The sequence below is a fragment of the Pseudomonas sp. Irchel s3a18 genome, from assembly GCF_900187535.1.
Classification (GTDB): Bacteria; Pseudomonadota; Gammaproteobacteria; order Pseudomonadales; family Pseudomonadaceae; genus Aquipseudomonas.
In genome coordinates this window covers 257,408-272,372 of sequence record NZ_FYDV01000002.1, presented here as the reverse complement: position 1 = coordinate 272,372, position 14,965 = coordinate 257,408, and the positions used below count along the sequence as shown (strand labels likewise).

Annotated in this window: 13 protein-coding genes; 10 read left to right on the top strand and 3 right to left on the bottom strand. The window is 61.7% G+C overall.

Features of this window, described 5'->3' with window-relative positions:
* Nucleotides 1-72 precede the first annotated feature (72 nt).
* From CKW29_RS04420 to gap, 3 genes are all read right to left on the bottom strand, one after another.
* On the bottom strand, nt 73-591 hold the full coding sequence (locus CKW29_RS04420; RefSeq protein WP_095147988.1) for an RNA polymerase sigma factor: 519 nt from the start codon (nt 589-591) through the stop codon (nt 73-75).
* 75 nt (nt 592-666) lie between these two features.
* A complete protein-coding gene (locus CKW29_RS04415) occupies nt 667-1,131 on the bottom strand; it encodes a methylglyoxal synthase (protein WP_095147987.1) in 465 nt (154 codons plus the stop codon).
* 23 nt (nt 1,132-1,154) lie between these two features.
* On the bottom strand, nt 1,155-2,156 hold the full coding sequence (gap, locus tag CKW29_RS04410) for a type I glyceraldehyde-3-phosphate dehydrogenase (RefSeq protein WP_095145279.1): 1,002 nt from the start codon (nt 2,154-2,156) through the stop codon (nt 1,155-1,157).
* Nucleotides 2,157-2,378: 222 nt separating this feature from the next.
* Here gap and edd point away from each other — a divergent pair, with 222 nt between their 5' ends.
* The 10 genes from edd to CKW29_RS04360 all read left to right on the top strand — a co-directional run bounded on the left by edd (nt 2,379) and on the right by CKW29_RS04360 (nt 14,914).
* A complete protein-coding gene (gene edd, locus CKW29_RS04405) occupies nt 2,379-4,205 on the top strand; it encodes a phosphogluconate dehydratase (RefSeq protein WP_095147986.1) in 1,827 nt (608 codons plus the stop codon).
* Entirely contained in the window at nt 4,202-5,155 is a 954-nt protein-coding gene (locus CKW29_RS04400) for a glucokinase (protein ID WP_095147985.1), read from the top strand. The genes edd and CKW29_RS04400 overlap by 4 nt, the downstream gene beginning before the upstream one ends.
* Before the next feature lie 59 nt (nt 5,156-5,214).
* The gene (locus tag CKW29_RS04395; protein ID WP_095078514.1) at nt 5,215-5,946 is read left to right on the top strand and encodes a response regulator; all 732 of its coding nucleotides are present in this window, start codon (nt 5,215-5,217) and stop codon (nt 5,944-5,946) included.
* 31 nt (nt 5,947-5,977) lie between these two features.
* Nucleotides 5,978-7,405: an ATP-binding protein gene (locus CKW29_RS04390; RefSeq protein WP_218192179.1), complete on the top strand. Its 1,428-nt coding sequence runs from the start codon at nt 5,978-5,980 to the stop codon at nt 7,403-7,405.
* A 233-nt stretch (nt 7,406-7,638) separates the two neighbouring features.
* Nucleotides 7,639-8,898: an AGE family epimerase/isomerase gene (locus CKW29_RS04385; protein ID WP_095147983.1), complete on the top strand. Its 1,260-nt coding sequence runs from the start codon at nt 7,639-7,641 to the stop codon at nt 8,896-8,898.
* A gap of 116 nt (nt 8,899-9,014) precedes the next feature.
* Entirely contained in the window at nt 9,015-10,307 is a 1,293-nt protein-coding gene (locus CKW29_RS04380) for an ABC transporter substrate-binding protein (protein ID WP_095145283.1), read from the top strand.
* A 122-nt stretch (nt 10,308-10,429) separates the two neighbouring features.
* Nucleotides 10,430-11,338 carry a carbohydrate ABC transporter permease gene (locus CKW29_RS04375; RefSeq protein WP_095078510.1) on the top strand — a complete coding sequence of 303 codons (909 nt, stop codon included), beginning with the start codon at nt 10,430-10,432 and terminating at the stop codon, nt 11,336-11,338.
* Nucleotides 11,331-12,176 carry a carbohydrate ABC transporter permease gene (locus CKW29_RS04370; RefSeq protein WP_095145284.1) on the top strand — a complete coding sequence of 282 codons (846 nt, stop codon included), beginning with the start codon at nt 11,331-11,333 and terminating at the stop codon, nt 12,174-12,176. The genes CKW29_RS04375 and CKW29_RS04370 overlap by 8 nt, the downstream gene beginning before the upstream one ends.
* A 6-nt stretch (nt 12,177-12,182) precedes the next feature.
* Nucleotides 12,183-13,343 carry an ABC transporter ATP-binding protein gene (locus CKW29_RS04365; protein WP_095145285.1) on the top strand — a complete coding sequence of 387 codons (1,161 nt, stop codon included), beginning with the start codon at nt 12,183-12,185 and terminating at the stop codon, nt 13,341-13,343.
* Between the two features lie 221 nt (nt 13,344-13,564).
* Nucleotides 13,565-14,914, top strand: a complete 1,350-nt coding sequence (locus CKW29_RS04360; RefSeq protein ID WP_095145286.1) for a carbohydrate porin — start codon at nt 13,565-13,567, stop codon at nt 14,912-14,914.
* Nucleotides 14,915-14,965 lie beyond the last annotated feature (51 nt).

Genomic DNA, 14,965 nt, shown 5'->3' with positions numbered 1-14,965 from the left:
GATGCAAGCGTCGGCCAAGGGTAACAAAGCCTGCGTCCTGACGCAGTCGTGCAAAACCATTGTCCGACAGAATCAATGACGGTTATGGCGATCAGCCACGCCGACACAGATTGCCATGATCAGCTTCAGGTCTTTTTGCACGGTGCTCAGAGAGACGCCAAGCTTCTCGGCAATTTCCAGATAGCTGTGGCCGTGCAAGCGGCTGAGGATGAAAATCTGCTGCTGGCGCGGGGTCAACTGGTTGAGGCTGACGTTCAGGCGTTCGAGCATCTGTTCGGCATGGACGGCATCCTCGGCACTGCTTAGTGGTGCGGCGACGTTTTGCACGACCTCCAGCGGAACGTCTTCAACCATGGTTCGCGATTGGATGCGGCGTGCGCGCAAATGGTCCAGCGCCAGGTTGCGGGCGGTTTGAAACACGAACGGTTCCAGGTGTTCGATGGCCCGCTCACTCAGTGCCCGGGTCACGCGCAGGTAGGTTTCCTGCAAGAGGTCCTCGGCGGTGCTGTGGTTGTTGACCATCCGCTCCAGGGTGCGCAGCAGCGAGACGCGCTGAGCGAGGAAGACATGATTGAAGCGCGACTGACTCACAGTAGGACCTGATCCATTTCAAGCGAATGATAATGCTTATCATCTATATGAAAGGTCAAGCTCTACTTTGAGCAATTATCTGCGCCCCTGCAGGTACGCCGGGTAATCGGGAATCCGGTATTCGTGGGGCTGATCCATCAAGGGGCTGCTGAGCAGGTAGTCGGCGCTGCATTCATTGCAGGCCACCGGAATGTTCCACACCGCCGCCACGCGCAACAGCGCCTTGATGTCCGGATCGTGAGGTTGTGGCTCGAACGGGTCCCAGAAGAACACCAGCATGTCCACCCGCTGCTCGGCGATTCGCGCACCGAGCTGTTGATCGCCGCCCAGCGGGCCGCTGATCATGCTTTCAACCGGCAGGTCCAGGCGTTTGCTCAACAACAAACCGGTGGTGCCGGTGGCGACCAGTTCATGTTGCGCGAGTCTGTGCTTCTGGCGTTCGGCCCAGTCGAGCAAGAACACTTTGCAGTGGTCATGGGCGACCAGGGCGATGCGTTTGCGCGCCGCCATGGTGGTGTGGGTAAAACTGATACCAATCATTGGCGGCTCCACGGCAACGGGGTTCATTCGGCGTTGCACAGCGCCAGGCAGTTATCGAGCATGCGGTTGGAGAAGCCCCATTCGTTGTCGTACCAGGCCAGGACCTTGAGCAGCCGGCCACTGCACTTGGTGTGGTTAGCGTCGAAAATCGATGACAGCGGGTTGTGGTTGAAATCGCTGGAGACCAGCGGCAGGGTGTTGTAGCCGAGGACTTTGGAGTGCTGGCTGGCTTCCCTGAGCAGTTCGTTGACCTCATGGGCCGTGACGTCGTGCTTGAGCTGCACGGTCAGGTCCACCAGTGACACGTTGATCACCGGTACGCGCACGGCCATGCCGGTCAGCTTGCCCGCCAGTTCCGGCAGCACCAGGCCCACCGCTTCAGCGGCACCGGTCTTGCTCGGGATCATGTTCTGGGTGGCGGAGCGGGCGCGGTACGGGTCGCTGTGATAGACGTCCGTCAGGTTCTGGTCGTTGGTGTAGGCGTGGATGGTGGTCATCAGGCCGCTCTCGATGCCCAGCTCGCGATGCAGCACCTGGGCCACCGGGGCCAGGCAGTTGGTGGTGCACGATGCATTGGAGATGATCTGGTGCGACTGGCGCAGAATGTCGTGGTTGACCCCGTACACTACCGTGGCATCGGCGCCCTTGGCCGGTGCCGAGATAATCACTTTGCGCGCACCGGCGGTAAGATGCGCGGCCGCTTTGGCACGGTCGGTGAACAGGCCGGTGCATTCGAATACCACGTCGACTCTCTCCGCGGCCCAGGGCAAATCGGCGGGGTTGCGAATGGCGCTGACGGCGATCCGGTCGCCATTGACGGTCAGGCTTTCAAGGTCATGCTGCACATCGGCATCGAAGGTGCCGTGTACGGTGTCGTACTTGAGCAAGTGGGCGTTCATTGCACTGTCGCCCAGATCGTTGATGGCAACGATCTGCAAATCCTGGCGATAACCTTGGGAATACAGGGCGCGCAGGACATTGCGGCCGATACGGCCAAAACCATTGATTGCGATTCGAAGAGTCATTTTTAACTGCGCCGCCGTCGTTTTGTTATTGGAATTACAAGATTATTCGCAAAAAAATAGAAAACAAGCCTTTATAGTGGCAATATTTTGTCTTATCTACAACGAGTGACCTGAATCAACTGGTCCGAGTGGTCAAGAAAACCGTTTGTCATCCCAATCACAACGGCCTTTGATCAGCATAGACAATCAGGTCGCCACATCCGTTAGCCTGGAGTTCTACACATGCATCCCCGCGTCCTTGAGGTCACCGAACGGCTTATCGCCCGCAGCCGCGCCACGCGTGAGGCATACCTTGCACTGATTCGTGGTGCGGCCAGCGACGGTCCCGTGCGCGGCAAGCTGCAGTGCGCCAACTTCGCCCATGGCGTGGCCGGTTGCGGCAGTGAAGACAAGAACAGCCTGCGGATGATGAACGCCGCCAACATTGCGATTGTTTCGTCGTATAACGACATGCTCTCGGCGCATCAGCCTTACGAAGTCTTTCCCGAGCTGATCAAGAAAGCCCTGCGCGAGATCGGCTCGGTCGGCCAGTTCGCCGGCGGCACACCGGCCATGTGCGATGGCGTGACCCAGGGTGAGCCGGGCATGGAGTTGAGCCTGCCAAGCCGCGAAGTGATCGCGCTGTCCACCGCCGTGGCGCTGTCCCACAACATGTTCGATGGCGCGCTGATGCTCGGCATCTGCGACAAGATCGTGCCCGGCCTGATGATGGGCGCGTTGCGCTTCGGTCATCTGCCGACGATTTTCGTCCCGGGCGGGCCGATGGTTTCGGGGATCTCCAACAAGCAGAAAGCCGACGTTCGCCAGCGCTACGCCGAAGGCAAGGCCAGCCGTGAAGAGCTGCTGGAATCGGAAATGAAGTCCTACCACAGCCCTGGCACGTGCACCTTCTACGGCACCGCCAACACCAACCAGCTGTTGATGGAAGTGATGGGCCTGCACTTGCCGGGTGCCTCCTTCGTCAACCCGAACACCCCCCTGCGCGATGCCTTGACCCGTGAGGCGGCGCACCAGGTGACCCGACTGACCAAGCAGAACGGCAACTTCATGCCGATCGGCGAAATTGTCGACGAGCGCGCGCTGGTCAACTCCATCGTGGCCCTGCACGCCACCGGCGGCTCGACCAACCACACGTTGCACATGCCGGCCATCGCCATGGCCGCGGGCATTCAACTGACCTGGCAGGACATGGCCGACCTCTCCGAGGTGGTGCCGACCCTGAGCCACGTCTACCCGAACGGCAAAGCCGACATCAACCACTTCCAGGCCGCTGGCGGCATGTCGTTCCTGATCCGCGAGTTGCTGGATGCCGGGCTGCTGCACGAAAACGTCAACACCGTGCTGGGTCACGGCCTGAGCCGCTACACCCAGGAGCCGTTCCTCGACAACGGTGAGCTGGTGTGGCGCGAAGGCGTGACCGAAAGCCTCGATGAAAGCATCCTGCGCCCCGTTGCCCGTGCGTTCTCCGCCGAAGGTGGCCTGCGGGTGATGGAAGGCAACCTTGGTCGCGGTGTGATGAAGGTCTCGGCGGTGGCGCTGGAAAACCAGATTGTCGAAGCCCCGGCCATGGTGTTCCAGGATCAACAGGACCTGGCCGATGCGTTCAAGGCCGGTTTGCTGGAGAAGGATTTCGTCGCGGTGATGCGCTTCCAGGGCCCGCGCTCCAACGGTATGCCGGAGCTGCACAAGATGACGCCATTCCTCGGTGTGCTGCAGGATCGCGGCTTCAAGGTCGCGTTGGTGACGGACGGGCGCATGTCTGGCGCTTCGGGGAAAATCCCGGCGGCCATTCACGTGAGTCCGGAGGCCTATGTGGGCGGCGCTTTGGCGCGGGTACAAGAGGGCGATATCATCCGCGTCGACGGCGTCAAAGGCACCCTGGAGCTGAAGGTGGACGCCGACGAGTTCGCCGCGCGCGAGCCGGCCAAGTGCCTGTTGGCGGACAACGTCGGCAGCGGTCGCGAACTGTTTGGTTTCATGCGCATGGCCTTCAGCTCGGCAGAGCAGGGCGCCAGCGCCTTTACCTCTGCTCTGGAGAGCCTTAAGTGAAGCTAGCGCTGGTCGGTGACATCGGAGGGACCAACGCGCGGTTTGCGTTGTGGAAGAACCGGCAACTGGAATCGATCCAGGTGCTGGCCACCGCCGACTATGAGTGCCCGGAAGACGCCATTGGCGTTTACCTGGCCGGTCTGGGCCTGGCACCGGGCGCGATTGGCTCGGTGTGCCTGTCGGTGGCCGGCCCCGTCAGTGGTGACGAGTTTCGGTTTACCAACAACCATTGGCGGCTGAGTCGCCGGGGATTTTGCCAGACCTTGCAGGTCGACCGGCTGTTGCTGGTCAATGACTTCTCGGCCATGGCCTTGGGCATGACGCGCCTGCAACCGGGTGAGTTCCGGGTGGTCTGCGAAGGCACTCCCGAGCCGTTGCGCCCGGCGGTGGTGATCGGCCCCGGCACTGGCCTGGGGGTTGGTACCTTGCTTGATCAGGGTGATGGTCGCTGGAGCGCACTGCCGGGGGAGGGCGGGCATGTCGACCTGCCATTGGGCAGTCCGCGTGAAGTCCAGCTGTGGCAGCACCTCTTCAACGAGATTGGCCATGTCAGTGCGGAAACGGCCCTCAGCGGTGGCGGCTTGCCGCGTGTCTATCGGGCGATCTGCGTGGTAGACGGGCATGCGCCAGTACTCGACACGCCCGAGGCGATCACCGCGGCCGCTCTGGCGGGTGATCCGATTGCCCTGCAAGTGCTGGAGCAATTCTGCTGCTGGCTGGGGCGCGTGGCTGGCAACAACGTGCTGACCGCCGGTGCGCGCGGCGGGGTGTACATCGTCGGTGGGGTGATTCCGCGGTTCGCCGAGGTCTTCCTTCAAAGCGGTTTCGCCCGCTGCTTCGCTGATAAAGGCTGCATGAGCGATTACTTCAAGGGCATTCCAGTGTGGCTGGTGACGGCACCGTATTCCGGTTTGACGGGGGCGGGTGTGGCGCTGGAACAGGCACAGTAAAGATCGATCATTGCGTCAGGCATAATCCGCCCCATCCATAACAACAAGGACGCCACCCCGTGAGCTCAGTCAACAAGTCGATTTTGTTGGTCGATGACGATCAAGAGATACGTGAGTTGCTGGATACCTACCTCAGCCGGGCCGGCTTTCAGGTGCGCACCACGCCCGATGGCGCGGGGTTTCGCCAGGCGCTGAACGAGGCGCCGAGCGACCTGGTGATCCTTGATGTGATGCTGCCGGACGAAGACGGCTTCAGCCTGTGTCGCTGGGTACGTCAACACCCGCGCCAGCCCCATGTACCGATCATCATGCTCACCGCCAGTTCCGACGAAGCCGACCGGGTCATTGGCCTGGAGCTGGGGGCCGATGACTACCTGGGCAAACCCTTCAGCCCCCGTGAGCTGCAGGCGCGGATCAAGGCCCTGTTGCGCAGGGCGCAGTTCGGCCAGGACCGCCCAGGCGGTGAGGTGCTGGCCTTCGATGAGTGGCGCCTGGACATGGTCAGTCACCGCCTGTTTCACACCGACGGCGAAGAGGTGATTCTCTCCGGCGCCGATTTCGCCCTGCTCAAACTCTTCCTTGATCATCCGCAGGCAATCCTTGATCGCGACACCATCGGCAATGCCACCCGGGGCCGCGACCTGATGCCCCTGGACCGCATTGTCGACATGGCGGTCAGCCGCTTGCGCCAGCGTCTGCGCGATACCGAGAAACCGCCACGCCTGATTCGCACCGTGCGCGGCAGCGGCTATCAGTTGGCCGCCAGTGTGGTCGCCAGCAATGGCCACTGAGGTCATTACCCGGCTGATCCGCAAGGTGCCGGTGCCGCGTTCGCTGCTTGGGCGCATGCTGTTGCTGACCTTGCTGGCGGTGTTGTTCGCCCAGGCGCTGTCGAGCGTGATCTGGGTGTCGCAATTGCGCGCCACGCAGCTGGAGGGCCTGGTGACGGCCGCCCGCAGCCTGGCCCATTCGATGACCGCCAGTGTCAGCTACTTTCGTTCGTTGCCGGTGGCCTATCGGCCGTTGGTGCTCGATCAACTGCGCAGCATGGGCGGTACCCGGTTCGTGGTGACCCTCAATGACAAGCCGCTGGACATGCAACTGCTGCCGGCGACTGCGCGCAAACAAGCGGTGCTGGCGGCGGTGGATGAGGTGCTGCGCAAGTCGTTGGGAGCCGATACCGATATCTCGGTGCAATTCGTCAGCCCGGACGACCTGCGGATTTTCAACGGCGGCTTGAAGCTCGATGAACTGCCGCGCTCCTGGGCCCATTACGCGCTGACCCTGGAACCGGTCAACCCGCCGGTGCTGGTCACCCAGATCAAGCTGGCCGAGGGGGAGTGGCTGTACATCGCCTCCCTGTTGCCAGAACCCTATACCAGCCTTGAAGAGCAGGGCCTGCCCTCGCAGCAGGTCTGGTTCATTGTGCTCACCAGCGGCTTCTTGCTGTTGTTTATCGGCCTGTTGGTGCACTGGCAAAGCCGGCCGCTCAAGCGCCTGGCGCGGGCGGCGCGTGACATGTCGCTGGGGGCCGAGGTGGAGCCGGTGGCCGAGGGCGGCGGCAGTGAAGTGGTCGAGGTGGGGCGCGCGTTCAATGCGATGCGCGAGCGCATCAGCCGCTACCTGACCGAACGCAGCCAGTTGTTCAGTGCGATTTCCCATGACTTGCGCACGCCCATCACCCGTCTGCGCCTGCGCGTCGAACTGCTGGAAGACGAACAGCTGCAAGCCAAGTTCGGGCGTGACCTGGATGAGCTGGAACTGTTGGTCAAAGGCGCGCTGCAATGCGTCAAGGACACCGACATCCACGAGAACATCGAGCCGGTGGATCTCAATCATGTGCTCGATTGCCTGGTGGAGCCTTACCTGGCACCCAACGGCAATGGCCGCGTGACCCAACAGGGGCGGGCGCTGGCGCCGTATCCCGGCAAGCCGTTGGCGCTCAAGCGTTGCATCGGCAACCTGATCGACAACGCCCTCAAGTACGGGCGGAACGCTCACCTGCACATCGATGACGACGACAGTGCGTTTATCCTGCACGTCGATGACGAAGGGCCGGGCGTGCCTGAGCAGCGCCTGGAGCAGGTGTTCGAACCGCACTTTCGCCTGGCCGGGCAACAGCAGGGGTATGGCCTGGGATTGGGTATCGCCCGCAACATCGCCCATAGCCATGGCGGTGAAGTCAGCTTGCAGAACCTGCGTGAGGGCGGGTTGCGGGTGACCTTGCAGTTGCCGCGCTCTCTTGACTGACTGGCACCGATCCTGTGGCGAAGGAGCTTGCTCCCGTCGGCCGGTCCGCGTTCGGGCGCAACCGTTGATCGTTCCCGCGCGGGAGCGTGGGAACGATCAATCAAGCACCCTCGCCACAAAAGCTCCGAGCATTTGTCACACGTCAGTGACACACCCAGCCCCCTTCGTTACCTGCACCTTCCTCCACGTTGTTTAGACTCCCTCACAGTCATAACAACAAAAACAGGTCCCCCATGAACACCTCCCAACCTGCGTTCAGCAGCTGGCTGAACGCACCTGCCCATCAACAATGGCTGGCCGATGAAGGCCTGCGCCTGCTCGCGTTCGCCAAGGCCTCGAAGCTGCCCGAGGGCTTCGGCAATCTGGACTCCCACGGTCAATTGCCGGCCGATGCCCAGGCCCACACCCTGACTACCGCCCGCATGACCCACTGCTTTGCCATGGCCCATCTCCAGGGGCTGCCGGGGTTTGCCGAACTGGTGGATCATGGGCTCGATGCCCTCATGGGCCCCTTGCGTGACGCCAGGTTCGGTGGCTGGTTCGCCGCGCCCGAGTACCCTGGTGGCCACACGGACAAGGCGGCGTACCTGCACGCATTCGTCGCGCTGGCGGCCAGCTCCGCGGTGGTCGCTCGGCGACCGGGCGCCGAGGCTTTACTCATGGAGGCGGTCAATGTCATCGACCAGCATTTCTGGAGCGAGGAGGAGGGCGCCCTGCGCGAATCCTTCAACCGCGACTGGAGCGTCGAGGAGTCCTATCGCGGTGCCAACAGCAACATGCACGCCACCGAAGCCTTCCTCGCCCTGGCTGATGTCACCCAGGACAATCGCTGGCTGCACCGCGCGTTGCGGATTGTCGAGCGGGTGATCCACGGTCATGCGGCGGCTGACGACTATCGGGTCGTCGAGCATTTTGACCGACAGTGGCAGCCGTTGCGCGAGTACAACCAGGCCTGTCCGGCCGATGGTTTCCGACCCTACGGCACCACGCCAGGCCATGGCTTTGAATGGTCGCGGTTGTTGTTGCACCTTGAGGCGGCGCTGGTTCTGGCGGGCATGCCGGCCCCTGGCTGGCTGGTGGTCGACGCGCAAAGACTGTTTGCCAGCAACTGTCTTCACGCCTGGCACGTCGATGGCGCGCCAGGCCTGGTCTACACCCTCGACTGGGGCAACCAGCCGGTGGTGCGCCAGCGCTTGCATTGGGTTCACTGCGAGGCCAGCGCGGCGGCCAGCGCCTTGCTCAAGCGCACGGGCGAGGCGCAGTACGAAACCTGGTACCGGTGTTTCTGGGAATACAGCGAACGCTACCTGATCGACCGAACCCATGGCAGCTGGCACCACGAACTCGACCCCTTCAATTGCCCGAGCGCCGAGATCTGGGGAGGCAAGCCGGACCTGTATCACGCCTGGCAAGCGGTGTTGATTCCACGCCTGCCGCTGGCGCCGAGCCTGGCCAGTGCATTGGCCCGGGCGTCTATCCCGGCGGCTATGTAACCATATGGTGACATTTTGCCGTCGCTTCGTTACCTGCCGGGCGCGCGACGCTGTTTAAACTCGTTTGCAGCGCAAGCACCAGACTTGCATGCATAACAACAAGAAAGGTACTTCAGATGAATGGGATTTCCCGCCTCGCCACGGTCATTACTCTCGCCTCGTTGTTTCCTCTGAGCGCCCATGCCGCCGATTCCAAAGGTGCCGTGGAAGTCGTGCACTGGTGGACGTCCGGTGGTGAAAAAGCCGCCGTCGATGTCCTCAAGGCGCAAGTCGAAAAAGACGGCTTTACCTGGAAAGACGGTGCGGTCGCCGGTGGCGGTGGCGCTACCGCCATGACCGTCCTCAAGAGCCGCGCGGTAGCGGGCAATCCGCCGGGCGTTGCCCAGATCAAAGGCCCGGACATCCAGGAGTGGGGCAGCACCGGCCTGCTCAGCACCGACGCCCTGAAAGACGTTTCCAAAGCGGAAAACTGGGACGGCATGCTGTCGAAGAAAGTCTCCGACACCGTCAAGTATGAAGGCGACTATGTGGCCGTCCCGGTGAACATTCACCGCGTCAACTGGCTGTGGATCAACCCGCAAGTCTTCAAGCAAGCCGGTATCGACAAGGCCCCGACCACCCTCGAGGAGTTCTACGCCGCTGGCGACAAGCTCAAGGCCGCCGGCTTCATCGCCTTGGCCCACGGCGGTCAGCCATGGCAGGACAGCACCGTGTTTGAAGACGTGGTGCTGTCGGTCATGGGCACGGACGGCTACAAGAAAGCCCTGGTTGACCTGGACCAGAAAACCCTCTCCGGCCCGGAGATGGTCAAGTCTTTCGCCGAACTCAAGAAGCTCACCGGTTACATGGACCCTAACCGTGCGGGCCGTGACTGGAATATCGCCGCCGCCGAAGTGATCAATGGCAAGGCCGGCATGCAGATGATGGGGGACTGGGCCAAGAGCGAATGGACCGCCGCCAACAAGATCGCTGGCAAGGACTACCTGTGCGTACCGTTCCCGGGGACTGAAAAAGCCTTCGCCTACAACATCGACTCCCTGGCGGTGTTCAAGCTCAAGGCTGATCGCAAGGGTGACATCGCGGCTCAGCAGGACCTGGCCCGGGTTGCGCTGGGCAAGGACTTCCAGAAGGTCTTCAGCATCAACAAGGGCTCGATCCCGGTTCGCACCGACATGCTCGGCGACATGAGTGCCCTGGGCTTCGACGCCTGTGCCCAGGCCTCGGCCAAGGACTTCCTGGCAAGCGACAAGTCCGGCGGCCTGCAGCCGAGCATGGCCCACAACATGGCCACGTCCCTGGCCGTGCAAGGTGCGATCTTCGACGTCGTGACCAACTTCATGAACGACAAGGATGCTGACCCAGCCAAGGCCAGCGCCCAACTGGCATCGGCCGTCAAGGCCGCCCAGTAATACCAAGGCCGCCGCGGGCCCGGCCTGCGGCAAACCCCTGATCGTCGTCTCCCTGCACGGGCCATGGTTCGTGTGACGGGGGCGTTCGGCCCGGATTTCATTTCTTCACCTGGATAATCCCGATGAGCTCTGTGGCGGTTTTCAGCAAAGCCTCACCGTTCGACGCACTGCAGCGCTGGCTCCCCAAACTGGTTTTGGCGCCGAGCATGCTGATCGTCCTGGTCGGCTTCTACGGTTACATCCTCTGGACATTCGTCCTGTCCTTTACCAACTCCAGCTTCATGCCGAGCTACAAGTGGGTCGGCCTGCAGCAATACGTGCGCTTGCTGGACAACGACCGTTGGTGGGTCGCCAGCAAGAACCTCGCGGTCTTTGGTGGCATGTTCATCGCCATCAGCCTGGTGCTGGGGGTGTTTCTGGCGGTGCTGCTGGATCAGCGCATCCGCCGGGAAGGCTTCATCCGCACGGTCTACCTGTACCCGATGGCGCTGTCGATGATCGTCACCGGTACTGCCTGGAAGTGGCTGCTCAACCCGGGCCTGGGCCTGGACAAAATGCTCCGTGACTGGGGCTGGGAAGGCTTTCGCCTGGACTGGCTGGTGGATCAGGACCGGGTGATTTACTGCCTGGTGATCGCTGCCGTGTGGCAAGCCTCCGGGTTTGTCATGGCGATGTTCCTGGCGGGGCTGCGCGGTGTCGATCAGTCGATCATCCGTGCCGCCCAGGTCGACGGTGCCAGCCTGCCGACCATCTACCTGAAGATCGTCCTGCCGAGCCTGCGCCCGGTGTTTTTCAGTGCCTTCATGATCCTGGCGCATATCGCGATCAAGAGCTTCGACCTGGTGGCGGCGATGACGGCGGGGGGGCCGGGCTACTCCTCCGACCTGCCGGCGATGTTCATGTACTCCTTCACCTTCAGCCGTGGCCAGATGGGCATCGGTTCGGCCAGCGCGATGATGATGCTTGGTGCGATCCTGGCGATTCTGGTGCCGTACCTGTACTCCGAACTGCGGGGCAAACGCCATGAGTAATCCACTCGCCAGACCCACCCTGAGCTTCAGCCGCATCGCCATCTACGCGACGCTGCTGCTGGCAGCGGCCGTGTACCTGATCCCGCTGGTGGTGATGCTGCTGACCAGCTTCAAGTCCCCGGAAGACATTCGCACCGGCAACCTGTTGAGCTGGCCGCAGGTGATCGACGGCATTGGCTGGATCAAGGCCTGGGACACCGTGGGTGGCTACTTCTGGAACTCGGTGAAAATCACCGTGCCGGCGGTGCTGATCTCCACCTTCGTCGGTGCAATGAACGGCTATGTGCTGTCGATGTGGCGCTTCCGCGGCTCGCAACTGTTCTTCGGCCTGCTGCTGTTCGGCTGCTTCCTGCCGTTCCAGACCGTGCTGCTGCCAGCTTCGTTCACCATCGGTAAGCTGGGCCTGGCCAACACCACGACCGGGCTGGTGCTGGTGCACATCGTCTACGGGCTGGCATTCACCACGCTGTTCTTTCGCAACTACTACGTGAGCATTCCCGATGCACTGGTCAAGGCGGCACGCCTGGATGGCGCGGGCTTCTTCACCATCTTCGGCAAGATCCTGCTGCCGATGTCGATCCCGATCGTGATGGTCTGCCTGATCTGGCAGTTCACCCAGATCTGGAATGACTTCCTGTTCGGTGTGGTCTTCGCCAGCGGCGATGCGCAACCCATCACCGTGGCCTTGAACAACCTGGTCAACACCAGCACCGGGGCCAAGGAATACAACGTTGATATGGCGGCGGCGATGATCGCCGGGTTGCCGACACTGCTGGTCTACATATTCGCTGGCAAGTATTTCCTGCGCGGGCTGACGTCCGGCGCGGTCAAGGGGTAGAACAACATGGCAACGCTCGAATTACGCAACGTCAACAAAACCTACGGCGCCGGCTTGCCGGACACCTTGAAGAACATCGAACTGAAGATCGATGACGGTGAATTCCTGATCCTGGTCGGGCCGTCCGGTTGCGGCAAATCGACCTTGATGAACTGCATCGCCGGCCTTGAGAACATCAGCGGCGGGGCGATCCTGGTGGATGACGCCGACATCAGCGGCATGAGCCCCAAGGATCGCGACATCGCCATGGTGTTCCAGTCCTATGCGCTGTACCCGACCATGAGCGTGCGCGACAACATCGCCTTCGGTTTAAAGATTCGCAAAATGCCCGCCGCCGACATCGACGAAGAAGTGGCGCGGGTGTCCAGGCTGCTGCAAATCGAACACCTGCTCAGCCGCAAGCCGGGTCAGCTCTCGGGGGGGCAGCAACAGCGCGTGGCCATGGGCCGGGCATTGGCGCGGCGGCCGAAGATTTATCTGTTCGATGAACCGCTCTCCAACCTCGACGCCAAGTTGCGGGTCGAGATGCGCACCGAAATGAAACTGATGCACCAGCGCCTGAAAACCACCACGGTCTACGTGACCCACGACCAGATCGAAGCCATGACCCTGGGCGACAAGGTGGCGGTGATGAAGGACGGGATCATTCAGCAGTTCGGCACCCCGAAGCAGATCTACAACGACCCGGCCAACCTGTTTGTGGCCAGCTTCATTGGCTCGCCGCCGATGAACTTCATTCCCCTGCGCCTGCAGCGCAAGGACGGCCGCCTGCTGGCGTTGCTCGACAGTGGCCAGGCGCGCTGCGAGCTGCCGTTGGGCATGCAGGACGCGGGGCTTGAGGATCGAGAAGTGATCCTGGGCATGCGCCCGGAGCAAATCGTGCTGGCGAACGGCGAGGCCAATGGCCTGCCGACTATTCGGGCCGAAGTACAGGTCACCGAGCCCACCGGGCCCGACACCCTGGTGTTCGTCAACCTGAACGGAACCAAGGTCTGCTGCCGCCTGGCGCCGGACGTCGCGCCGGCCGTGGGCGAGACCCTGACGCTGCAATTCGACCCATCGAAAGTGCTGCTGTTCGATGCCAGGACCGGGGAGCGTTTGGGGGCTGCCGGTCAACCACAAACCGAATTGCACACAGCCAACGTCGCCCAATTCAAAGGCCGCTGAAAATCAAAACTGTAGGAGCGAGCTTGCTCGCGATGGACGTTAACGATGACGTGCGCCGTCTGGGTGAACGCGGTGCATTTGAGACCATCGTCGGAACGCCGCCCGGAGCAAGCTCGCTCCTACAAGGGGGATATCCGTGACGGACGGCCTGTCGTCCGACACCACCGTTGTAACCGCGTTAGAAAAAGAAAAGTTAATAACAATAAGACGAGGATGTAGGGATGAAGAAGAACAACACCAGTGCCCGGTTTATCTGCCAGCTGTCAGCGATTGCGGCGATGAGCCTGGCCGGTAGCGTGCATGCCGCTGAGGCGTTCAGTGCAGATTCCAAGTGGATGACGGGCGACTGGGGCGGCGAGCGGACCAGGCTGATCGATCAAGGCATCGACATCAAAATGGACTACGTCGGTGAAGTGGGCGGTAACCTCCACGGCGGTTACAACGACGACAAGACTGCGCGTTACGCCGACCAGTTTGGCCTGGGCGCGGCGCTGGACCTGCAAAAATTGCTCGGCTGGGATAACACCCAGGCCAAGATCCAGCTCACCAACCGTAACGGCGAGAACATCTCCAATGACCGTATCGGCGACCCGCGTGCCGGCACCTTGAGCTCCTCCCAGGAAGTCTACGGCCGTGGCCATATGGTCCGCCTGACCCAGTTGTGGATCCAGCATCAGTTCTTCGACAACAAACTGGACGTCAAGGCCGGTTACTTCGGTGAAGGCGAGGACTTCAACACCTTCCCGTGTGAGTTCCAGAACCTGGCGTTCTGCGGCTCCCAGGTGGGTAACTGGGCTACCAACATCTGGTACAACTGGCCGGTCAGCCAGGCGGCGATCCGCGTGAAGTACAACATCTCGCCCGAGTGGTATGCGCAGATCGGAGCGTACAACCAGAACCCGTCGCAACTGGAACACGGCAACGGCTTCAAACTCAGCGGCAGTGGTACCGAAGGCACTGTCCTGCCGGTCGAACTGGTCTGGTTGCCCAAGCCTGGCAACCTGCCAGGCGAATACCGTGTCGGTTACTACAAAAGTACGGCCAAGGCCGATGACGTCCGTGAGGATGACAACGGTAATGATGCGGCCACCAGCGGCAACGCCTATCGCAGCCACAGCAGCAAGCACGGCTACTGGTTCGTTGCCCAGCAACAACTCACCAGCCACAACGGTGACGCGTCTCGCGGTCTGAACATTGCGGCCAACGCCACTTTCCACGACAAGGACACCAACATCGTCGACAACTACCAGTCGCTGATGTTTGTGTACAAGGGCCCGTTCGATGCACGTCCAAAAGATGACGTCGGCATCGGTTTCGCCCGTATCCACGTCAACGATGACGTGAAGAAAAACGCCGAGCTGACCAACACCGCCAACGGTGTCACCCACTACGAGGATCCGCTGTTCTCGCCGCTGCGTGACACCGAGTACAACTACGAACTCAACTATGGTTTCCACGTTACCAACTGGTTGACCGTGCGTCCTAACCTGCAATACGTCACCCACCCAGGTGGCGTGGATGAAGTCGACAACGCTTTGGTCGCCGGCCTGAAAATTCAGTCGGTGTTCTAACGCTGGTGCGATAAGCTCCTTCCCATGTGCGCATTTTTGCGGACGGCCCAG